This is a genomic window from Pantoea sp. 18069, from assembly GCF_902706035.1.
Lineage (GTDB): Bacteria > Pseudomonadota > Gammaproteobacteria > Burkholderiales > Burkholderiaceae_C > Comamonas.
Genome location: NZ_CACSJA010000007.1, coordinates 114,453 through 134,686, shown reverse-complemented (window position 1 = coordinate 134,686; position 20,234 = coordinate 114,453). Strand labels below are relative to the sequence as shown.

Sequence of the window (20,234 nt, the reverse complement as noted above, 5' to 3'; positions counted from 1 at the left end):
GCGCCGGTCAGCCGGCCCTTGCGTGCGGTGTTCGCGCCGCGCCCTGCCTTGGCCTGTCCGGCCAGCGCAGGACGCGTCAGGCTTTTTTTGGCGCAAGTGCCTTCAAAGGCTTGACTGCATGCAAGGCCGCGGCCTGGGGCGGGGGCATGGCGCCCCAGTGCTCGGCCTGGCTTTCGCCTTGTTCCGTGCCGCTGGCCTCGGGTGCCGGTGAAGGCGGGGGCGGGGCGCTCGCAGGGTTGGTCTCGTTCGATGGGGTCTCGGCCGGTGGCGGTGTGCCCGCGCCCGCGTCATGGCTGCGCCGGTGCGCCAGCGCGAGTTCGGCCACGGCATCGACATCGGCCACGCTCACCTCGCCACGCCCTGCAAGCGCCGCATGGGCGCGCGCGGCGCGCAGCATCACCAGGTCGGCGCGCACGCCTTCGACGCCCGCGCCCTGGCACAGCTGGGCCACATGCTCATGCACGGCATCGGGCCAGGCCAGCGCCGCCACGCTATCGCGCGCCGCGGCGATGCGTGCAGCCAGGGCCTGCTGCGCCGCCGCGTGCTGCCGGGCAAAGGCCTCGGGGTCGGCGTCGAAGGCCATGCGGGTCTTGACAATGGCCTTGCGCGTTGCGACGTCGGGCACATTGCCCAGCTGCACGAACAGGCCGAAGCGGTCGAGCAGCTGCGGGCGCAGCTGGCCCTCTTCGGGGTTCATGGTGCCTATCAGCGCGATGCGCGCCGGGTGCTGGTGCGATACGCCGTCGCGCTCCACGCGGTTGATGCCGCTGGCGCTGACATCGAGCAGCAGATCGACCAGGCCGTCGGCCAGCAGATTGACTTCATCGACATAGAGAATGCCCTGGTGGGCCTGGGCCAGCAGGCCGGGGCGAAACTGCACGGCGCTGCTTTGCAGCGCGGCTTCGAGATCAAGCGAGCCCACGAGCTGCTCTTCGGTCGCGCCCAGGGGCAGGTTCACAAAGCGGCCCGCGGGCAGCAGCGCGGCGAGCGCGCGCGCACTGGTCGACTTGGCCGTGCCGCGCGGGCCTTGGACCAGCACGCCGCCGAGCAGCGGGTCCACGGCCACCAGCAGCAGCGCGGTCTGCAGCGGCTGCTGGCCTTGCAGGGCGGTGAATGGAAAGGCCAGGGGGAAAGTCATCGGTTCTCCAGAAGCTGTTCGGCGGCGAGCAGCTGTTGTTCCAGCAGCGACTGGTAGTCGCCGCTGTCCTGCCACAGGCCGCGCTGCACCGCTTCGAGCAGGCGTTCGCAGATGTCGTGGAAGGCCGCGGGATTGTGCCGCTGCAGGAAGTCGCGCATGTCGGCGTCGGCCACGAAGGCATCGGTCACGCGCGCGTACTGGTCATCGCGCACCACGCGCGCCGTCGCGTCGAAGGCAAACAGATAGTCGACCGTGGCCGCGACTTCGAACGCGCCCTTGTAGCCATGGCGCTTGATGCCAGCTATCCATTTGGGGTTGGTCACGCGCGAGCGCACCACGCGGCTGATTTCTTCTTGCAGCGTGCGCATGCGCGGCGCCTGCGGGTTGCTGTGGTCGCCGAAGTAGAGGTCGGGCTGCTGGCCGCTGTAGTGGCGCACGGCCGCGGCCATGCCGCCCTGGAACTGGTAGTAGTCGTCGGAGTCGAGCAGGTCATGCTCTCGGTTGTCCTGGTTGTGCACCACCAGCTGCATGGCGCTCAGGCGCCGCACGAAAGTCTCGGGCAGCGGCGTGCCGTTGTCGTGCTGGCCGTAGGCATACGCCCCCCAGTTGCGGTAGGCCGTGGCCAGGTCTTCATCGGTTTCCCAGTTGCGCCCGTCCATCAGCCCCTGCAGGCCCGCGCCATAGCTGCCGGGCTTGGCGCCGAACACGCGCAGCCCCGCCTGGTGGCGCGCGTCCCTGGCGTCCATGCCTTGGCTTTGCAGCTGCGCGGCTTCCTGCAGCACGCGCGCGCGTATCGGGTTGGTGTCCGCGTCCTCGTCTTCGAGGTCAGCCACCTTCTGCACCGCGGCGTCAAACAGCCGTATCACATTGGTGAACGCGTCGCGGAAAAAGCCCGAGACGCGCAGCGTCACATCGACGCGCGGGCGGCCCAGCACGGCCATGGGCAGCACTTCGAAATCGACCACGCGCCAGCTGCCGTCGGCCCATTTGGGACGCACGCCCAGCAGCGCGAAGGCCTGGGCGATATCGTCGCCGCCGGTGCGCATGGTGGCCGTGCCCCAGACCGACAGGCCCAGCGTGCGCGGGTAGTCGCCATGCTCCTGCGTGTACTTCTCTATCAGCAGATTGGCCGACTGCAGGCCCAGCGTCCAGCTCGTGGGTGTGGGCACGGCGCGCGTGTCGATGGAAAAGAAATTGCGCCCCGTGGGCAGCACGTCGGGCCGCCCGCGCGTGGGCGCGCCGCTGGGGCCCGCGGGCACGAAGCGGCCTGCCAGGCCGCGGCTGAGCTGCAGGATTTCCTGCGGGCCGCAGGCGTCTAACCGCGCGCGCAGGTCCTGCTGCACGCGCGCCAGCACGGCCAGCGTCTGCGCCATGGCGGGCGCGCTGGCGCTGATTTCCTCCAAGGGGCGCTCGAGCCAGGCGAGCGCCAGCAGTTCGAGCCGCTCGCGCGTATCGCCCGTGTGGCGCCAGGGCTGGGCGTCGATCTGTGCCAGCAGTTCGGGGCGCGGCCCGGTCCAGGGCGTTTCCCAGGCCGCGTCCAGCGGGTCGAAGTCGGCGCCCAGTTCGAAGTCCAGCGCAAGCGCGCGTATCAGGCTGTTGTTCGCGCCCTGGCCCGTGCCCACCGGGTGGCGCGCCAGCGCCAGCAGCGTGTCGCGCGCCAGCCGCCCCGTGGGCGACTGGCCGAAGATATGCAGGCCGTCGCGAATCTGGCTTTCCTTGAGTTCGCACAGATAGGCGTCGGTCTTGTTGAGCAGCTGCTGCTCGTCCTCGGCGCTGCGCGGCGCGGCCAGCCCCAAGTCCTGGTGCAGGTCGTGGGCCAGGATATGGTCGAGAATCTGTTTGCGCAACAGCTGCGCGCGCCTGCGGTCCATGGTGATCGCGTCGTAGTACTCGTCGACCATGCGTTCGAGATCGCGTGTCGGCCCGTAGCTTTCGGCGCGCGTGAGCGGCGGCATCAGGTGGTCGACGATCACCGCCTGGGCACGGCGCTTGGCCTGCGTGCCTTCGCCCGGGTCGTTGACGATGAACGGGTACAGATGCGGCATGGGGCCGAACACCAGGTCGGGCCAGCAGGTGTTGGCCAGCGCCACGCTCTTGCCCGGCAGCCATTCGAGGTTGCCATGCTTGCCCACATGGACCATTGCATCGGCATTCCATTGGCTGCGCAGCCAGTGGTAGAACGCGAGGTAGTAATGCGGCGGCACCAGATCGGGGTCGTGGTAGCTGGCCGCGGGATCGAGGTGGTAGCCGCGCGCGGGCTGTATGCCCACGAAGATGCGGCCGCAGCGCAGGCCGGCAATCATGAAGCGGCCCGCGCGCAGCATGGGGTCGGCCTCGGGCGCGCCCCAGCGTTCGAGAACGGCCTGCTGGTTGGCTTCTGGCAGGCTGGCAAAGAACGCCTGGTAGCTTGCGAGGTCCAGGCTTTGCTGCGCGGGCCGCAGCGCCCAGGAATCGGGGTCGTTGGTAATGCCTTGCTGCAATTGCACCATCAGCGCATCGCCGTCGGCGGGAATCGCATCCAGCACATAGCCTTGTTTGTCCAGCGCCTGCAGGATATGGATGACGGAAGCGGGCGTGTCCAGCCCCACGCCATTGCCCAGCCGCCCTTCCTTGGTCGGGTAGTTGGCCAGGATCAGCGCCAGGCGCTTGTCGGCATGGGCCTTGCCGCGCAGCCGGCACCAGCGCTGGGCGAGCTCCACCACGAACGCCAGGCGTTCGGCATGCGGCTGGTACTGCACCACATCGGACTGCGTCCATTCGCTGCGGTGCGAGCGGCCCTTGAAGCTGATCGCGCGCGTGATGATGCGGCCGTCGACTTCGGGCATGGCCACATGCATGGCGATGTCGCGCGGCTGCAGGCCGTGGGCGTCGTCCAGCCAGCTTTGCTCGTTGGCACCCGACATGATGACCTGCAGCACGGGAATGTCACCCGCGAGCGCATGGTCGCCCGGCGTTTCCAGCGACGACTGCGAGAACGAGGTGGTGTTGAGGATCAGCGCCACCTGGTGGTCGGCGCACAGCTGGTGCAGCATGGCCATGCAGGCCGTGTCCTTGAGCGACAGCAGGGCCAGCGGCAAGGGGTTCATTCCGCGCGCCAGCAGCTGTTCGCTCAATGCCTTGAACACCTGCGTGTTGCCCGACTGCAGATGGGCGCGGTAGAACACGATCATCACCACGGGCGCGCCGGCTATCCACTGCAGCGGCCCGGGCTGCTGCCAGGTCGCGATGTCCGCGGCGTCGTGTTCGGGGTGGTACACGGCGACCGAAGGCAGCGGCCGCGGCGGCAAGGCCTGTTGTTCGCCGCCGAGAAAGCTGTGCCACAGGTAGCGGAACATCTCGCGCGCATTGGCCGCGCCGCCTTCGCGCAGATAGCGCCAGATGCAGCGGCACTGCTCCATCGTGGCCGTGCTTTTCTGCAGCAGGTTCAGGTCTTCGCTGGTGTCGCCCGAGAACATCACCAGCTCTATGCCCTTGAGGCGGCAGATTTCGCGGATGCGTTCCGTGCCATAGGGCCAGTAGCTTTCGCCGCCCAGGTGGTCGATGACGATCACGCGCGCGTGCTGCAGCACCTCGTCGACATAGAGATCCACCGACGCCGGCTGGCGCAGGTGCATCAGATTGGCCAGGCGCACCGTGGGCAAGTGCTCGCCGTCCAGACCGCCGCGCAGCTGGGCATAGACCTCGGCGAGCAAGGCCAGCGTGGTGTCCGCAGCGCTCAGGAATACCACCTGCGCCGGGGTCTGGCCCATGCTGGCGACGAAGGCTTCATCGTCGACAAAGCCGCCGGGCTGGACAGCGAGCAAATGCATCAGCGCGCTCCCAGCTTGTCGAGTTCGGCGGTGATCGCCGCCTGGTCGAGATCATGGCCGATCAGCACCAGATGGGTCTGCGGCGTTTCGCCCGCGGCCCAGCGGCGGTCGAAGTAGCTGTCGAAGCGCGTGCCCACGCCATGCACCACCAGGCGCATGGGCTTGGCCGGCACCGCGACAAAGCCCTTGACGCGGTAGACCGTATGTTCGGAAACGATACGCCCGAGCGTGGCCAGCAATGCATCGCGATCGACTTCGGGCAGCTTGACGACGATGGAGTCGAACGCGTCGTGGTCGTGTTCGTCATGGTCGCCGTGGTCGTTTCCATGGCCGTGGTGGCCCTGGCGCTGGTCAATGCTCTCTTCCGACGCGCTGGCCAGGCCCAGCACCACGCCCAGATCGATCCTGCCCTGGTCGGCGGCAACGATCTTGACCTGCGCCGGCACTTCCTCGCGCACGATGGCTTCGACCTTGGCACGGTCTTCGGCGCTGGCCAGATCGAGCTTGGTCAGCACCACCAGGTCGGCCGACATCAGCTGGTCTTCGAACAGCTCGTGCAGCGGCGATTCGTGGTCGAGGTTGGGGTCCTGGCGGCGCTGGGCGTCGACGGCGGCCGGGTTGGCCGCGAACTGGCCGGCTGCCGTGGCGGGCACGTCGACCACGGTGATCACGGCATCGACCGTGCAGGCGTTCTTGATCTCGGGCCAGTTGAAGGCCTGGACCAGGGGCTTCGGTAACGCCAGGCCGCTGGTCTCGATCAGGATATGGTCGATGTCGTCACGGCGCGCGATCAGCTCGCGCATCACCGGGTAGAACTCTTCTTGCACCGTGCAGCACATGCAGCCGTTCGCAAGCTCATAGAGCTGGCCTTGCTGCTCGACACCGTTGTCGTCGCAGCCAATGCCGCAGCTGCGCAGGATGTCGCCATCGATGCCCAGTTCGCCGAACTCGTTGACGATCACCGCGATGCGGCGTCCGCCCGCGTTCTCCAGGATATGGCGCAGCAGCGTGGTCTTGCCGCTGCCCAGGAAGCCGGTGACGATGGTGGCGGGAATCTTGGCGTTGGGGTGCATTGGGGTCTCCTGTTGGATACGGAAAGGAATGTCAAAGGGGGGCGGGCGGCTGGCAGCGCCAGGGCACGACATAGCCCTGGCTTTCATGCTCGCCGTGCATGGCCTGTACCTGGTAGACGTTTTGCAGATGGGCCGGCGTGAGCACGCTGCGCGGCGCGCCGCAGGCCACGGTCCGGCCTTGGTCGAGCAGCAGCACGCGGTCGCAAAAGCGGCTGGCCAGCGTGAGGTCGTGCAGCACCACGACCACGGCGCGGCCCGCATTGCACTGCGCGCGCAGCAGCTCCATCACGCTGAGCTGGTGGAAGGGGTCCAGCGCCGACACCGGCTCGTCGGCAAGCAGCAGCGGCGCTTCGACGGCCAGCGCGCGCGCCAGCCGGGCGCGCGCGCGCTCCCCGCCCGACAGCTGGTCGAGCGCGCGCCGCTGCATGGCCGTGAGGTGCATGGCTTCGAGCGCGCAGTCAATCGCTGCGCTGTCCGCGGCAGTGAGCACGCGCGGCCCCCAGCGGCGCTGGTGGGGAATGCGGCCCAGCGCGACAAAGTCCCGCACTGCGAGCGGCCAGGCGACGGCGTCGCCCTGCGACAGATAGGCCAGGCGGCGCGCGCGCTGCAGCGGCGCCATCGCGGCCAGGTCTTCGCCTTGCAGCCGCACCTGGCCCGTATGGGGCAGCAACTGGGCCAGGGCCTTGAGCGCCGTGCTCTTGCCCGCGCCGTTGGGGCCTATCAAGGCAAACAGCTCGCCCGCGCGCACGTCGAACGACAACTGGTTGACACAGGCCTTGCCTGCCCAGTGCACCTGCAATGCGGCAATCGACAGCATGGGCATTACCGGCTCCTCCAGCGCTCGCGCAGCACCAGATAAAAGAAGAAGGGCGCGCCGATCAGCGCGGTCACCACGCCCAGCATCAACTCCACGCGCCCGCTGAGCAGGCGCAAGGCGATATCGGCGGCCAGCAGCAGCACCGCGCCGCCCAGCGCGCTGGGCAGTATCAATGCCGAGGGCCGGTAGCCGACCGCGCGGCGAAACAGGTGGGGCACGACCAGGCCGATAAAGCCTATGGTGCCGGTGACTGCGACGCTCGCGCCCACGCACAGCGCCGTGCCCGCGATGATCTGCGCGCGCAGCCGCGGCAGGCTCACGCCCATGCTCGCGGCTTCGTCCTCGCCCAGCGTCAGCGCATCGAGCTGGCGGCTGCTGAACGCCAGGATCAGCAGGCCCAGCACGATGAACGGCAGGCTCAGGCGCACTTCGTCGAAGCTGCGGTCGGCCAGGGACCCCATGAGCCACAGCACGATGTCCTGCATGTCGGTGGGCGTGGGCGCGAGGTTGATCGCCAGCGAGATCAGCGCGCCGGTGAGCGCCGACATCGCGACGCCCGCCAGAATCAGCGTGAGATTGCTTGCGCCGCGGCGCGCGATGCGGTAGAGCACGAACGTGGCCAGCGCCGCGCTCGCCATGGCCACCGTGGGCAGCAGCCAGGCATTCCAGTGCCAGAGTCCGAAATAGATGCAGACCACGGCGCCCAGGCCCGCGCTCGAGCTCACGCCCAGAATGCCGGGCTCGGCCAGCGGGTTGCGCAGCAGCCCCTGCAGCGACGCGCCGCACACGCCCAGCGACATGCCCACGAGCACGCCCAGCAGCACGCGCGGCAGGCGGATTTCCTCGATGATCGCCTGGTGGCGCAGCGCCAGCCCCTCGGCCATGCCGGGAGACGCTACCGCCTGCCACCAGTCGGCGACGCCGATGGGCACCGAGCCAATGCCCAGCGAGATGGCGCTGAGCAGCAGCAGCGCCGCGAACAGGCCCGCGTTGAGCAGCCAGGGGTGCGGGGCGCGGGCGGCCGCATTCTTGTGCCTGTGCATCATGGGCGTCCTTCGGGTTGCAGATGCAGCGCGTCAATCTGCGCGGCCACGGCTTCCGCCGCCTCAATCAGCTGCCAGTTGCTGCAGCCCCAGTCGTTTTGCTGCAGCGTCACAAGGGGAATGCGCTGCAGCAGCGTTTTCATCTGCGGATGGCGCGAGAGCGCCGAGCGCGCATAGGCCAGGTCGTTGACCATTGACGGGGTGATGAACATATCGGGCGGGTTGTGCAAAATGCGTTCGAGGTCGATGCGCCCCCAGCCCTTGAGGCCCAGCGCCGTTGCATGGTTGCGCAGGCCTGCGGCCGTGAGCACCGCGTCGACATGGGTCCCGGTGCCCGCGCTGCCGCCGTTCGGCCGCAGATACAGTGCGCTGAACGGCCGCGGCGTGGCCTGCAGCTGCGCGCGCCGCGCCCGGGTGTCGGCCAGCAACTGCTGGGCGGCCGCCTCGCGCCCGATCGCGCGGCCGATCTGCACGGTGCTGCGGTCTATGCCTTCCCAGTCGGTGGGGAAGGGCACGGTGACAATGCGCACGTCATGGCGCTTGAACAGGGTTTGCTGGTGGCGCGCATTCCAGCGCCGCGAGGCCAGCACCAGATCGGGCTTGAGGTGCAGCACATCCTCGGCCGTGGCCTCGTTGGCCGTGAACTGCCTGGCCTTTTCCGCCATCGAAAAGCGCTGCGCGTCCTGGCTCTGGCGCGACAGCGAGACGATCTGCGCGGAATCGGCCAGGCTCAGCGCGAGCACATCGGCGCAGATATTGGTTGACATCAGGCGCGGCAAAGGCGTGGCCGCAGCCAGCAGGGGCAGGGCTGCGCCACAGGCCATGGCCCAGGCGCGGGCGGTGCGCTGCATCAGAAGTCCAGGCCGGCCTGGGCCTTGACCCCGGCGCGGAAGGCATGCCGGGTGTCGGCGATTTCGCTCACGGTGTCGGCGAGCGCCAGCAGTGCAGGCGGCGCGCTGCGGCCGGTGATCACCACATTTTGCTGCGGCGGCCGGGCGCGTATCGCCGCGGCCACGTCGCTCGCGTCGAGATAGCCGTACTCGAGCATGAAAGTCAGTTCGTCCAGCAGCACCAGGTTCAGCGTGGGGTCGGCGAGCATGCGCCGCGCAGCCTGCCAGGCGATATCGGCGGCGGCCTTGTCCGCGGCCCAGCCCTGGCTGTTCCAGGTGCAGCCCGTGGCCATCGCATGGTAGGCGACGCGCGCGAACGCGCCGGGCCCGAGCAGGCCTTGCTGCAGCAAGAACGTAATTTCGCCATTGGACTGCGTGCCGGTGATGAACTGCACGACGCCTGCGCGCTGGCCATGGCCTAGCGCCCGGTACAGCGTGCCGAAGGCGGACGTGGTCTTGCCCTTGCCGTGGCCGGTCATCAGCACCACCACGCCATGCAGCGCGTGCGAGCGTTCGACGGCCGCATCCACCTGGGCTTTTTTCTGCTGCATGCGCCGGGCATGCGCTTGTTGAAACTGGTCGTCCGTCATGCTCTCCCCGAGCCAAACCGTATGAAGGGCGCCAAGGGGGGGAGATGTCAGCGAAGGGCAGGCTGCGCGAAGGCGCAGCAGCGGCCGGTCAGCAAACGGCCCACACCCCGTGGCATACAAAGCTTTCGTACAGGTCGGTATTCTGGCTCGCCGTCATCCAGCGCACACCACCTTCCCGGGCAGGCGCCCAGTGGCATTGAAGTGTGTCTGTCAGGCTTACAGCAGCGGGGGCTGCGCCGGAATGGCCAAGGAAATCCTCGGGGTCACCGGTCTTCCCGTTTCACCCCGGGCCGAGGCTTCGGCATGGGACTCCTGTACGGGTGCTGCGATTATAGGAGCGGACAGCGGCTGTTGGGCGCACAGGGCAATTGCAGGTGGCATTCGGCATAGGTACGCTTGAAATCGCGCAGATGCGGCGCACGGCCGGCGAGCATCAACGCCAGGGCATTTTCGCTGCCCCCTTGTCATTGGAAGCCATGCTGGCGCGCCTTGGCCACGATGGCCAGCGCCGCGGCCATCAAGGCCAGTACCGTCCAGGCAAACGTCTGTGCCCCCCAGGTCTGCAGCAAAAAGGCCCCGGCCAATCCGCCGCCCGCGATGCCCAGATTCCATACCGTCACGATCATCGATTGCGCGATGTCGCCTGAGGCACCCGCGGTACGCGCCGACGCTGTCTGGAACAGGGTCGCGGTGCCGCCAAAGGCCAGGCCCCACAGCGTCACCGCGGGCAGCACCGCACTCGGGACCTGTCCCAGCAGTGCCAGCACAAGCGCCGAGATGCCAAACGCGGCCATGCTGGCCAGGACCAGCGCGCGCAGCCAGCGGTCCACAAGCAGGCCCACCCCCCAGATGCCCAGCAAGGCCGCAGCACCGAACACCAGTAGCACCACATCGACCCGTTGCACGGACCGGACCGACGTCAGCCATGGTGCGATATAGGTGTAGAGAATGTTGTGGGCGAGCACGAACAGCAAGGTCACGGCGAGCACCGAGCGCAGCCCCGGCAGCATCAGCACCGCGGTCATCCGCGTCCTCTCGCCGGCCGTCCGGCCCGCGAAGTCGGGCAGCTGGTAGCGAATCCACACCATCAACAGCACCGAGAGCGCCGACATGATCGCAAACGCGGTGCGCCAACCGACCAGGTCGCCGAGCAGCGTGCCGCCCGGTATGCCTATCGACAAGGCCAGCGGCGTGCCGACCATGGCCACTGCGATGGCCTTGCCCTGCATCGCCCGGGGCACCATGCGGCCCGCATGGCTTGCCAGCAGCGCCCAGACCAGGCCTGCGAACACGCCGGCGCCAAAGCGGGCGACCAGCGTCAGCGTGTAGGAACTCGACAGCGCCGTGATCAGGTTGACCACGAGGAAGCCGCCGATCGCAAGCAGCAGCAGCGTTCGCCGCCGCCAGGAGCGCGTCGCGGCCATCAGCGGAATGGCCGCGACCAGCGAGCCTATGGCATACAGCGTCACCAGTTGCCCGGCCATGCCTTGGGAGACTCCCAGGTCGGCGCTGATCTGCGGCAGCAGTCCTGCGGGCAGGGCCTCGGTCAGTATGGTCAGAAAGCCCGCGGTGGCCAGCGCGAGCAGGCCGGCCCAGGGAAAGGCCGGCGCCGGCGTGGCTTCGTGGTCGATCACCGCATCGACCTGTGGGCCAAGCAAAGAAGAGGAAGTGGGAGAGTTGGGCAAAGCGAATCCAGGCACAAGTAAGCAGGAGTTGCCACGATAGGCTTGAAGCAATTGCGGATAAAGACGGCTATATTTCCTTTTTGTCAGGAGAAAAATGTCCGTAATGAATGCCTTGTCACTGGATAGCGTGGGCGACTTCGCGGTGTTTGTGCAGGTGGCCGAAACCCGCAGCTTTGCCGAAACCGGGCGCCTGCTGGGCGTGTCGGCCTCGGCGGTGGGCAAGCGCATGGCCAGGCTCGAAGCGCGGCTGGGCGTGCGCCTGTTTCACCGCAGCACGCGCAGCATCACGCTGACCGCCGAAGGCAGCATGTTCCTGGCGCGCTGCCGGCGCGTGCTGGCCGAAATCCAGGATGCCGAACTGGAACTGTCGCAGTCCGCGCAGACGCCGCGCGGGCGGCTCAAGGTCGGCTTGCCGCTGGTCGGCTCGCTGTTCCTGCCGGTGATCGCGGATTTCATGCAGGCCCATCCGGAAATCGATCTGCAACTGGACCTGACGGACCGCGTCGTCAATGTGATCGAAGAAGGCTTCGATGCGGTGCTGCGCACCGGTGAGCCCGAAGACTCGGGCCTGTCGTCGCGGATACTGGGCAGCTTTCCCATGTGGCTGGTGGCGTCGCCTGCGTACCTGGCACGCCGGGGTCTGCCCCAGCGCCCCGCCGATCTGGCGCAGCACGCATGTCTGCATTACTGCTTCACCAACACCGGCAAGCTCGAAACCTGGCCGCTGCGCTGGCCGGCGCACAAAGCGCAAATCGGCTTGCCCGCTTCCATGGTCTGCAACACCATCGAAGCCCGTGTCTGTTTTGCCGAGCGCGGGCTGGGCATCACCTGCCTGCCGGAGTTCGCCGCGCGCGAAGGCCTGGCGCAGGGCCGCCTGCGCCGGGTGCTCGCGGAACACACCGAGCCGCGGTTCGCGACGTTCCGCATGCTGTGGCCTTCGGGAAGATATCCCTCGCCCAAGCTGCGCGTGTTCATTGATTTTCTCGCCGAGCGCTTTCAGCCGCCGGACGCTTGAAGCCTGGCCGCAGTCGCTGGCGTTCAGCTTCAATCTCTACCGCAACCGTGATTCTGATCGCACGTTTGAGGCCTTGAGATACAATGTATCTCAATAGATATCAAGGAGTCTCCATGGCAACTACCACGATGGTCCATGTTCGCATCGATGAGCGCATCAAGGCGGAGGCGACAGAAACCTTGGCTGCAATGGGACTGACCGTTTCCGATGCAGTTCGTGTATTCCTGACCCGCGTGGTCGCTGACAAGGAGCTGCCCTTTTCGCTTCGGGCGCCGAACGCCGCCACACAGACGGCGATGCAGGAGGCCAGCGAGATCATCCAGAGCCGCCGCGCCCGTTTTGACAATGTCGAGGCATTGATCAGTGAACTCGAAGAAGACGGCCGCCAGTAAACGGGCCAATCTCCCGCGCGCATCTGATTACACCAAGGAGTTCCTGAAAGACTGGCAGCGTCTTTCGCACTCGGGTCGATACGACATGAATCGCCTCAAAGAGGCCATGACGCTGCTTGTGGGCAACAGTGGACAGTTGCCTGCCGAGTGGAAAGACCACCCGTTGGCCGGGAACTGGAGCGGTTGCCGGGAATGCCACATCGGCGGAGACTTTCTGCTCATCTACACTTTGGATGACACCGGCAAGCATGGCCTTGTGGTGTTTGTGCGCGCAGGAACCCATTCCGAGTTGTTTGGTTGAGCCGGTCCTCCCTGGGCAGGGGGCGTGGAAATCTCCCGGCCTTGCGCCTCGCGCAGCAGCAGCGCGCGCTTGCGCTCCAGGCCCCAGCGGTAGCCTGACAGGTTGCCATCGCTGCGCAGCACGCGGTGGCAGGGAATGGCCACCGCCAGCGGGTTGGCGCCGCAGGCGCTGCCCACGGCGCGCACGGCCTTGGGCGAGCCTATGCGCGCGGCGAGTTCGGCATAGCTCACGGTGCTGCCCGGCGGAATTTCGCGCAGCGCCTGCCAGACGCGTTCCTGGAAGGCCGTGCCGCGCACGTCGAGCGGCAATTGCAGGCCCAGCGACGGCGCCTCGATCAGGCCCACGACCTGGGCGACCTGCTGCTCGAAGGCCGCGTCGGCGCCTATCAGGCGGGCCTTGGGAAAGCGGTCCTGCAGGTCGTGCAGCAGCGCCTCGGGGTCGTCGCCCAGCAGGATGGCGCAGATGCCGCGCGGGCTTTGCGCGACCAGGATGCCGCCCAGCGAACATTGGCCCAGCGCAAAGTGGATTTGCGCACCCGCGCCGCCATCGCGGTAATCGCGCGCCGCCATGCCCAGCCGCTGGCTGGCGGTTTCGTAGAAGCGGCTGCTTGACTGAAAGCCCGCGCCATAGATCGCTTCGGTGACGGATGCCTGCGGCGCGGCGAGCTGGGCACGCAACCGGCGCGCGCGCGCGGCCAGTGCATAGGCTTTGGGCGTGAGCCCGGTCTCGGCCTTGAACAGGCGGTGGAAATGGAAGGCGCTGAGCCCGGCCTGGGCGGCCAATGCATCGAGCGTGGGCGCGGTGTCGGCCGCATCGATCGCGCGGCAGGCCGCGGCCACCATGTCGGCGCGCGCGGTCGCGGCCAGCGTCTGGTCGCCCTGGGCGCGGCGGCTGGCGCGAAAGCCCGCGGCTTCGGCGGCCTGCGCGTTGTCGAAGAAGCGCACGTTCTCGCGCCGCGGCAGCCGGGTCGCGGCGCTGGGCCGGCCGTAGACGCCCGTGGTGCGCACCGCATAGACGAAATGCGCGTCGGCCCGGGCATCGCGCTGCTGCACCGCCTGCCAGCGCTGCGCGTCGCTCGCATAGCGGGGCGTGTCATCAAGGGGGGAGTGCATGCAGGGTTCCTTCAAGTGCGGAGACTGTCTGCACGATAGCGCTGGATTCAGGCGCAAGCACTCCGTATCTTGCGGTGGAATTGCGGCCATTGCCAAAATTTCCCTGATGCACACGCGGTCCCTGGTGACAGCAACAGGCCTGGCGCTAGACAATGCAGCGCACGAAGCCACTTCCCAGGAGCCTGGCCATGATTCCCAAGAACACCATCTGTCTCTGGTACGACGGCACGGCCGAAGACGCCGCGCATTTCTATGCCGCCACCTTCCCCGACAGCGCGGTGCAGCGCGTGTACCGCGCGCCCAGCGACTACCCTTCGGGCAAGCAGGGCGATGTGCTGACGGTGGATTTCACCGTCGCCGGCATTGCCTGCATGGGCCTGAACGGCGGCCCGGCGTTCAGGCACAACGAGGCGTTTTCCTTCCAGATCGCGACCGACGACCAGGAGGAAACCGACCGGCTGTGGAATGCGATCGTCGCCAATGGCGGCCAGGAAAGCGAATGCGGCTGGTGCAAGGACCGCTGGGGCGTGTCCTGGCAGATCACGCCGCGCGTGCTGACCGAAGCCATGGCCGACCCCGACCCCGCCGTGGCCCGGCGCGCGTTCGCGGCCATGATGACCATGCGCAAGATCGATATCGCGGCGATCGAGGCCGCGCGCCGGGGCTGACCTATCGCTTCATGCGGTAGTGGTAGCCGTAGACCGGCGCAAAGCCCAGGCTGGCATAAAGCTGCTGCGCGGGCGCATTGCCGCCGCGCACCTGCAAGTCGGTATGGTTCGCGCCTTGCTGGCCCGCCCATTGCAGCAGTCCTTGCACCACCTGCCGGCCCAGCCCCTGGCCGCGGTGGCCGGGGTGGACCAGCACTTCATACAAGCCGACCGCGTCGCGCTCTAGCACCGCCAGGCCCCAGGCCAGAACCTGGCCGGCGTGCACCAGCGAGGCATAGGCGCAGCGCATGCGCATGGCCTGCAGAATCAGGCGATGCGCGCGCTGCTGCTCAGGCGGGTGGGCGCTGGCCGCGCAATAGCCTTCAAGCCAGGGTGCAGGCAACTGGGCATCAAGCCGCAGGCTGCAATCCGCGGCGGGCTGCCAGTGGCGGTCGCCCGGCTGCGTGGCGCGCTGCATGAATACCGACGGGTCAACGACCTGATAGCCATTGGCCCGCAGCAGGGCGTCGACGCCCTCGTCGGCCAGCGGGCTCAGACGGAAAATGCTGGGCAGTTGCTGGCGCGCATAGTGGTCCTCGATCTGCTGCAGCAACTGCGGCGTCAGCGCCGCGCCGGGCTGCAGTGCATTGGCGGAGTTGGCGCGCTTGGTATAGCCGCCCGCGCTGCGCAGCAGCCAATCGCCGACCACCGCATTGCACGGCGCGGGCCAGGCGTTGAAGCTGCGCTGTTCGAGCTGCTGCACGCTGGCCGCGCCCTGGTGGGGCAGGGGGCTGCGCAACGGCAATCTGGTCTGGGGATGGCTGGCGGGCGAGAAGGCAGTGTCCATGGGTGCGGGAACGGTGGCTGCGCCAACTGGGGCGAGGTATGGCGATGCATAAAGGCTGGTTCATTCTCGTTGAATTCCACCGGCCTTACCCTGCGCGGTACGCAGCCGGTGACGCATGGGCACCACAGGAGGTCCCTGCTTGCGAATGGCCTTGTATAATTGAGAAACATTCTCATTCAATATATTTCGTGTCCAGCACTCCCATGCCGGCGGCCGATGCAGCGGCCGCCGCCGCTTTGTTCACCGCCCACCAGCCCTGGCTGCTCGATCGCCTGCGCAAGCGCCTGCGCGATGCGGCCGAGGCCGAGGACGTGAGCTCGGAAACCTTTCTGCGCGTGATGGGCTACAAGCGCCTGCATGCGATGCACGAGCCGCGCGCCTATCTGACGACCATTGCCAAGAACATCCTCACCGAGACCTGGCGCCGGCGCGATCTCGAACGTGCCTGGATGGACGCGCTCGCGGCGCTGCCCCAAGCCTGTGCGCCGTCGCCCGAAGAGCGCGCGGTATTGCGCGAGTCGCTCGAAGCGATCGCCAATGCCTTGGAGCGTTTGCCCGCCAAGGCGCGCACGGCGTTTCTGCTGAGCCAGCTCGACGGCCTGACCTATGCGGAAATCGCGCAGCGCATAGGCATGTCCGAGCGCATGGTCAGGCGCTATATGGCCGACGGCTTGCGCTGCTGCATGCTGGCGCTGCAATCCTGATGGCGCGCAGGACTTCCCTCGATGCGGTCACGGAGCAAGCCATCGATTGGATGGTTGAGCTGCGTTCGGGCGCCGTGGGCGAGGCCCAGCGCGCGGCGTTTCGCGCCTGGCTGTCGGCGGACACCCGGCATCTGCACGCATGGCAAAGCCTGGGCGTAGCCCTGGACGCGACATTCGGCCTGGCGAGCGCCGGCAAGGTAAAGCCCAGCGGCGCAAGAGCCGACGCCGTCGCCAGCGCGATCGAGCAAGCAGCGGTGCTGAGCGCGCGCCGGCGCCGCGTGCTGCGCGCGGCGCTGGGCGTCGCAGGCCTGGGCCTGGGCAGCAGCTGGGTGGCACGCAGCAGCGGGCTGCTCGCGGACTGGCGTGCCGACCTGCATACCGCGACGGGCGAGCGCAGGACCTTCACCCTGGCCGACGGCAGCCGCCTGCAGCTCGATGCGCGTTCCTCGGTGGACGTGCGTTTCAGCGACGGCCTGAGGCTGGTGCAGCTGCGCCAGGGCCAGCTGCGCGCCGAAGTGGCCGCCAACGCGCATGTGCCGTTTGTCGTGCGCACCGAGCACGCCAGCATCCGTGCGCTGGGTTCGCAGTTCATGGTGCGCCAGGAAGAGGCGCGCACCCAGGCGGTGGCGCTGCGCGATGCGCTGGAGATCAGCACGCTTCTTGCCGAGCCGGCGCAGCGCGAGACCCTGATGCAAGGGCAGGGCGCCTGGATCGATGGCGCGCAGATCGCGCGCCTGGCGCAGGCAGGGCTGGCCGCCTCGGCCACGGCCTGGACCCATGGCGTGCTGCATGCCGAAGACCAGCGCCTCGGCGAAGTGCTCGCCGCGCTCAAGCCCTATCGCCTGGGCTATATCCGCGTATCGCTCGCGGCGGCGCGTCTGCGCGTGACCGGCATCTTCGGTCTCGACGACAGCGATGCGGCGCTGCAGGCGCTGGCCGAAACGCTGCCCATCGACGTCCATCGCCATTCGGGCGGGTGGCTGGTGCGCGTGGAACTCGCGGCCTGAGAGCGAACGCCAAACATTGCTGGCGAAATCTGGAGAAATTTGGAGAAAGGACGGCCGCTTTTGCGCGCGAGTCCCTCATACAGAGGAAAGCCCAGGTTCTTCTGGTTCTGCATCCTCTCTTCCTCAGTCCAACCATGTCCTCCAAGTCTTCGTTTCGACTTCGCTTTCTGGCCAGCGTGTGCCTGCTGGCCTGCGCCGGCGCCCAGGCCGCCAGCGGTGTGCCGCAATCCTACGACGTGCCTGCGCAGCCGCTGAGCGCCAGCCTGCTGCGCATCGCGGACGAGGGCGGCACGGCGCTGTCGCTCGATGCCGATCTGGTGCGCGGGCTGCCCGCGCCCGCGGTGCGCGGCCAGCTCACGCCCGAGGCCGCGCTGCGCCAGGCGCTGGCCGGCACCGGGCTTGACCTGCACCGCACGGGCAGCGGCATTCTCACGGTGCGCAAGGCGCAGGCGCCTTCCGCGGATGCAGCGGCCGCAGGCCAGACGCTGGCCACGGTGACCGTGAAAGCTGCGCCCGAGGGGGACGGCGCCACGACCGAAGGCACGGGCCGCTACACCGCGCGCGCGACTTCCGCGGCCACGGGCCTGCTGCTTGCGCCGCGCGAGACGCCGCAGTCGATCGAAGTCGTCACGCGCCAGCGCATCGAGGACCAGGCCGTGCGCAGCCTGTCCGAAGTCCTGCGCACCACCACGGGCGTGGCCGAGTCCAGCTACGACAGCGAGCGCTCGTCGTTCTCCTACCGCGGCTTCAATGTCGACAACTACCTCTATGACGGCGTTGCAACGACTTTCAGCTCGCCCTATGCAGCCGGCGAGAACGAACTCGATGCCGCCATCTATGACCGCATTGAAATCATCCGCGGCGCGACGGGCCTGCTCACGGGCGCGGGCAATCCCGGCGGCTCGGTCAATCTGGTGCGTAAGCGCGCGACCAGCAGGCAACTGACGGGCGAAGTCTCCGTCTCGGCCGGCTCCTGGGACAACTACCGCAGCGATGTCGACGTCTCGACGCCGCTCAACGCCGAAGGCAGCGTGCGCGGCCGATTCGTGGCGGCGGGCCAGCGCGCCCACACCTTCCAGGACCGCCAGGAGAAGAACAAGAACCTGCTGTTCGGCACCGTGGAGGCGGACCTGACGCCCGCTACCTTGCTGCGCGTGGGCGCGGACTACCAGGTCAACCGGCCCAAGGGCTCGTCCTGGGGCGGCGTGCCGATCTGGTTCACCAACGGTGAAGTGATCGACTGGGACCGCTCCACCAATCTGGCGCCGGGCTGGAACCACTGGAGCACCACCACCAGGAGCGGTTTTGTCTCGCTCGACCATGCGCTGGACAACGGCTGGAAGACGCATGTCGGCTACACCTACAGCAAGCAAAGCTATGACGCTCAGCTCGCGATGGCGGTCGGCCGTGTCGAACCCGTGAGCTACAACGTCGACGCCACGCCCTACAGCTACTGGTACCGCGGCCAGCGCGCGCAGGACGCGATCAATGCCAAGGCCGAAGGCACTTTCGAGTGGTTGGGCCGCCAGCACGAAGCGGTGTTCGGCGGCAATGCGTCGCGGCAGGAGCAACTGATCATAGGCGCGCCCTTGGTGCAGATCCAGCGCTATACCGGCAGCCTGCTGGACTGGAAGGGGGCGCTGCCCATGCCCGGCTGGGGCGAGACCTATGTCGAGTCCGATATGGCGACGCGCCAGAATGGCCTCTATGGCGCCGTGCGGCTGTCGCTGACCGATCCGCTCAAGCTCATCGTCGGCGCGCGCTACAGCAGCTGGGAGCGCAAGGAACTCGACAAGTTCACGCACCTGTCACCGTATGCGGGGGCGGTGTATGACTTCGGCAACGGCCTCTCGGCCTATGCCAGCTACACCGACATCTTCCAGCCGCAGGACGCGCTGGACCGCAATGGCCGCTACCTGGACCCCGTCGTCGGCAAGAGCCGCGAGGTCGGCGTGAAGGCGGCCTCGGCCGACAACCGCCTCAATGCTTCGTTCTCGGTGTTCAACATCCTGCAGAACAATCTGGCCCAGCCCGACATCGACGCGATGACGCCCGACGGCCTCACGCAGGCCTACTACGGCGCCAAGGGCGCGAACAGCAAGGGCTTCGAGTTCGAAGTCTCGGGCGAACTGCTGCCGGGCTGGAACGCCAAGCTCGGCTACACGCACTACAACATCAGGGACCAGGCGGGCAAGGACCTGAGCACCACGCTGCCGCGCAGCATTTTCGATCTGTTCGCGACCTATCGCGTGGCGGCCACGGGCGGCAAGCTGGTTGTCGGTGGCGGCCTGCGCTACCAGGGCGATATCTGGGGCCTGGCCTGGGGCGCGGACAGTTCGGGCACCGTTTTGCAGCGGCGCAGCGAGCAGGCAAGCTATGCGCTCGTGAACCTGATGGCGCGGTATGAATTCACGCCGCAGACGTCGCTGCAGGTCAACCTGAACAATGCGTTCGACAAGAACTACCTGACGCAGCTGAACTTCTACCAGACCAAGTCATATGGCACGCCGCGCAATCTGCTGCTGACGCTCGTGCACCGGTATTGACAATGCTGCACCCTGAGTGGGTGCCTTGGGCCTGGGACGCGATAAACTCGGGGCTGTTACAGCATAACGTCCGCAAGCCATGTCGCCAGCCACCCACACGCACCCTCCCGAGCTGACCCGGCACCAGACCCTGGTGCTCAGCGCACTGGCCCGCGAGGAGAGCCCGGCCAGCGCCTATGCGCTGCTCGCCCAGTTGCAGGCCGACGGGCTGCGCGCGCCGCAGCAGGTGTACCGGGCGCTGGACAAGCTGATCGAATACGGGCTGGTGCACCGCGTCGAGACGATGAACTCGTTTGTCGCCTGCGCCCATCCGCACGACCACCAGCATGGTCTGGTGGTGTTCGCGATCTGCGACCAGTGCGGCCGTGTCGATGAGTTCTCCGACACCGCGATCGAGCGGCGCCTCAAGGGCTGGTCCAAGGACAACGGCTTTCGCATGAGCGCGGCGACCGTGGAACTGCATGGCCAATGCGCGCGCTGTGATGCTGCGGTGGCCGGTGCTGCGGCGGCCGGTGCCGCGCCTGCCGTGAAGGCAGCTCCCGCCGAACCCGCGGCAAAACCGGCGCGCCGCGCGCGCCAGGCGCCGGCGGCTGCGGGCCAGCCCTGAGGTATTTGCGA

Annotated in this window: 18 protein-coding genes and 1 riboswitch; of the genes, 8 read left to right on the top strand and 10 right to left on the bottom strand. The window is 67.8% G+C overall.

From position 1 onward, the window contains the following. Positions 1 to 76: 76 nt before the first annotated feature. The 8 genes from GVL12_RS08165 to GVL12_RS08130 all read right to left on the bottom strand — a co-directional run bounded on the left by GVL12_RS08165 (position 77) and on the right by GVL12_RS08130 (position 11,018). Positions 77 to 1,138, bottom strand: coding sequence for an ATP-binding protein (locus GVL12_RS08165; protein WP_159912685.1), 1,062 nt, complete (start codon positions 1,136 to 1,138; stop codon positions 77 to 79). Continuing rightward, positions 1,135 to 4,947 (bottom strand): cobaltochelatase subunit CobN, encoded by a 3,813-nt coding sequence (gene cobN / locus GVL12_RS08160; protein ID WP_159912683.1) that lies wholly within the window; start codon positions 4,945 to 4,947, stop codon positions 1,135 to 1,137. The genes GVL12_RS08165 and cobN overlap by 4 nt, the downstream gene beginning before the upstream one ends. Beyond that, positions 4,947 to 6,020: a cobalamin biosynthesis protein CobW gene (gene cobW, locus GVL12_RS08155; protein WP_159912681.1), complete on the bottom strand. Its 1,074-nt coding sequence runs from the start codon at positions 6,018 to 6,020 to the stop codon at positions 4,947 to 4,949. The genes cobN and cobW overlap by 1 nt, the downstream gene beginning before the upstream one ends. A 31-nt stretch (positions 6,021 to 6,051) precedes the next feature. Continuing rightward, complete coding sequence (locus GVL12_RS08150; RefSeq protein WP_159912679.1) at positions 6,052 to 6,843, bottom strand: ABC transporter ATP-binding protein; 792 nt, start codon at positions 6,841 to 6,843, stop codon at positions 6,052 to 6,054. Next, the gene (locus GVL12_RS08145) at positions 6,843 to 7,883 is read right to left on the bottom strand and encodes an iron ABC transporter permease (RefSeq protein ID WP_200843587.1); all 1,041 of its coding nucleotides are present in this window, start codon (positions 7,881 to 7,883) and stop codon (positions 6,843 to 6,845) included. Before GVL12_RS08145 ends, GVL12_RS08150 begins: the two co-directional genes overlap by 1 nt. Continuing rightward, the gene (locus GVL12_RS08140) at positions 7,880 to 8,731 is read right to left on the bottom strand and encodes an ABC transporter substrate-binding protein (protein ID WP_159912677.1); all 852 of its coding nucleotides are present in this window, start codon (positions 8,729 to 8,731) and stop codon (positions 7,880 to 7,882) included. The genes GVL12_RS08145 and GVL12_RS08140 overlap by 4 nt, the downstream gene beginning before the upstream one ends. Further along, on the bottom strand, positions 8,731 to 9,360 hold the full coding sequence (cobO, locus tag GVL12_RS08135; RefSeq protein WP_159912675.1) for a cob(I)yrinic acid a,c-diamide adenosyltransferase: 630 nt from the start codon (positions 9,358 to 9,360) through the stop codon (positions 8,731 to 8,733). The genes GVL12_RS08140 and cobO overlap by 1 nt, the downstream gene beginning before the upstream one ends. A gap of 114 nt (positions 9,361 to 9,474) precedes the next feature. Continuing rightward, positions 9,475 to 9,691, bottom strand: a riboswitch (cobalamin riboswitch). A 133-nt stretch (positions 9,692 to 9,824) separates the two neighbouring features. Then, positions 9,825 to 11,018, bottom strand: coding sequence for an MFS transporter (locus tag GVL12_RS08130; RefSeq protein WP_235033824.1), 1,194 nt, complete (start codon positions 11,016 to 11,018; stop codon positions 9,825 to 9,827). Positions 11,019 to 11,163: 145 nt separating this feature from the next. Between GVL12_RS08130 and GVL12_RS08125 the strand changes: the two genes are divergently transcribed. The 3 genes from GVL12_RS08125 (at position 11,164) to GVL12_RS08115 (ending at position 12,753) form a co-directional block, all read left to right on the top strand. After that, positions 11,164 to 12,060, top strand: coding sequence for a LysR family transcriptional regulator (locus GVL12_RS08125; RefSeq protein ID WP_159912771.1), 897 nt, complete (start codon positions 11,164 to 11,166; stop codon positions 12,058 to 12,060). A gap of 113 nt (positions 12,061 to 12,173) precedes the next feature. Beyond that, positions 12,174 to 12,452, top strand: coding sequence for a type II toxin-antitoxin system RelB/DinJ family antitoxin (locus tag GVL12_RS08120; RefSeq protein WP_159912673.1), 279 nt, complete (start codon positions 12,174 to 12,176; stop codon positions 12,450 to 12,452). Further along, positions 12,424 to 12,753 (top strand): type II toxin-antitoxin system YafQ family toxin, encoded by a 330-nt coding sequence (locus GVL12_RS08115; RefSeq protein ID WP_159912672.1) that lies wholly within the window; start codon positions 12,424 to 12,426, stop codon positions 12,751 to 12,753. The genes GVL12_RS08120 and GVL12_RS08115 overlap by 29 nt, the downstream gene beginning before the upstream one ends. Here GVL12_RS08115 and ada read toward each other — a convergent pair. Continuing rightward, positions 12,675 to 13,865 carry a bifunctional DNA-binding transcriptional regulator/O6-methylguanine-DNA methyltransferase Ada gene (ada, locus tag GVL12_RS08110; protein ID WP_159912671.1) on the bottom strand — a complete coding sequence of 397 codons (1,191 nt, stop codon included), beginning with the start codon at positions 13,863 to 13,865 and terminating at the stop codon, positions 12,675 to 12,677. The two genes, GVL12_RS08115 and ada, sit on opposite strands and share 79 nt — an antisense overlap. Positions 13,866 to 14,053: 188 nt before the next feature. Between ada and GVL12_RS08105 the strand changes: the two genes are divergently transcribed. Then, on the top strand, positions 14,054 to 14,533 hold the full coding sequence (locus tag GVL12_RS08105; RefSeq protein ID WP_159912670.1) for a VOC family protein: 480 nt from the start codon (positions 14,054 to 14,056) through the stop codon (positions 14,531 to 14,533). 1 nt (position 14,534) lies between these two features. On the opposite strand, the gene GVL12_RS08100 is transcribed toward GVL12_RS08105, so the two are convergent. Then, entirely contained in the window at positions 14,535 to 15,359 is an 825-nt protein-coding gene (locus tag GVL12_RS08100; RefSeq protein ID WP_159912669.1) for an N-acetyltransferase, read from the bottom strand. Positions 15,360 to 15,547: 188 nt separating this feature from the next. On the opposite strand from GVL12_RS08100, the gene GVL12_RS08095 reads away from it, so the two are divergent. The 4 genes from GVL12_RS08095 (at position 15,548) to GVL12_RS08080 (ending at position 20,223) form a co-directional block, all read left to right on the top strand. Continuing rightward, the gene (locus GVL12_RS08095) at positions 15,548 to 16,063 is read left to right on the top strand and encodes a sigma-70 family RNA polymerase sigma factor (RefSeq protein ID WP_200843586.1); all 516 of its coding nucleotides are present in this window, start codon (positions 15,548 to 15,550) and stop codon (positions 16,061 to 16,063) included. Further along, on the top strand, positions 16,063 to 17,070 hold the full coding sequence (locus GVL12_RS08090; protein ID WP_159912668.1) for a FecR domain-containing protein: 1,008 nt from the start codon (positions 16,063 to 16,065) through the stop codon (positions 17,068 to 17,070). The genes GVL12_RS08095 and GVL12_RS08090 overlap by 1 nt, the downstream gene beginning before the upstream one ends. Positions 17,071 to 17,204: 134 nt before the next feature. Further along, on the top strand, positions 17,205 to 19,616 hold the full coding sequence (locus GVL12_RS08085) for a TonB-dependent receptor (protein WP_159912667.1): 2,412 nt from the start codon (positions 17,205 to 17,207) through the stop codon (positions 19,614 to 19,616). Positions 19,617 to 19,695: 79 nt separating this feature from the next. Then, positions 19,696 to 20,223: a Fur family transcriptional regulator gene (locus GVL12_RS08080; protein ID WP_159912666.1), complete on the top strand. Its 528-nt coding sequence runs from the start codon at positions 19,696 to 19,698 to the stop codon at positions 20,221 to 20,223. The last annotated feature ends 11 nt before the right edge of the window (positions 20,224 to 20,234 follow it).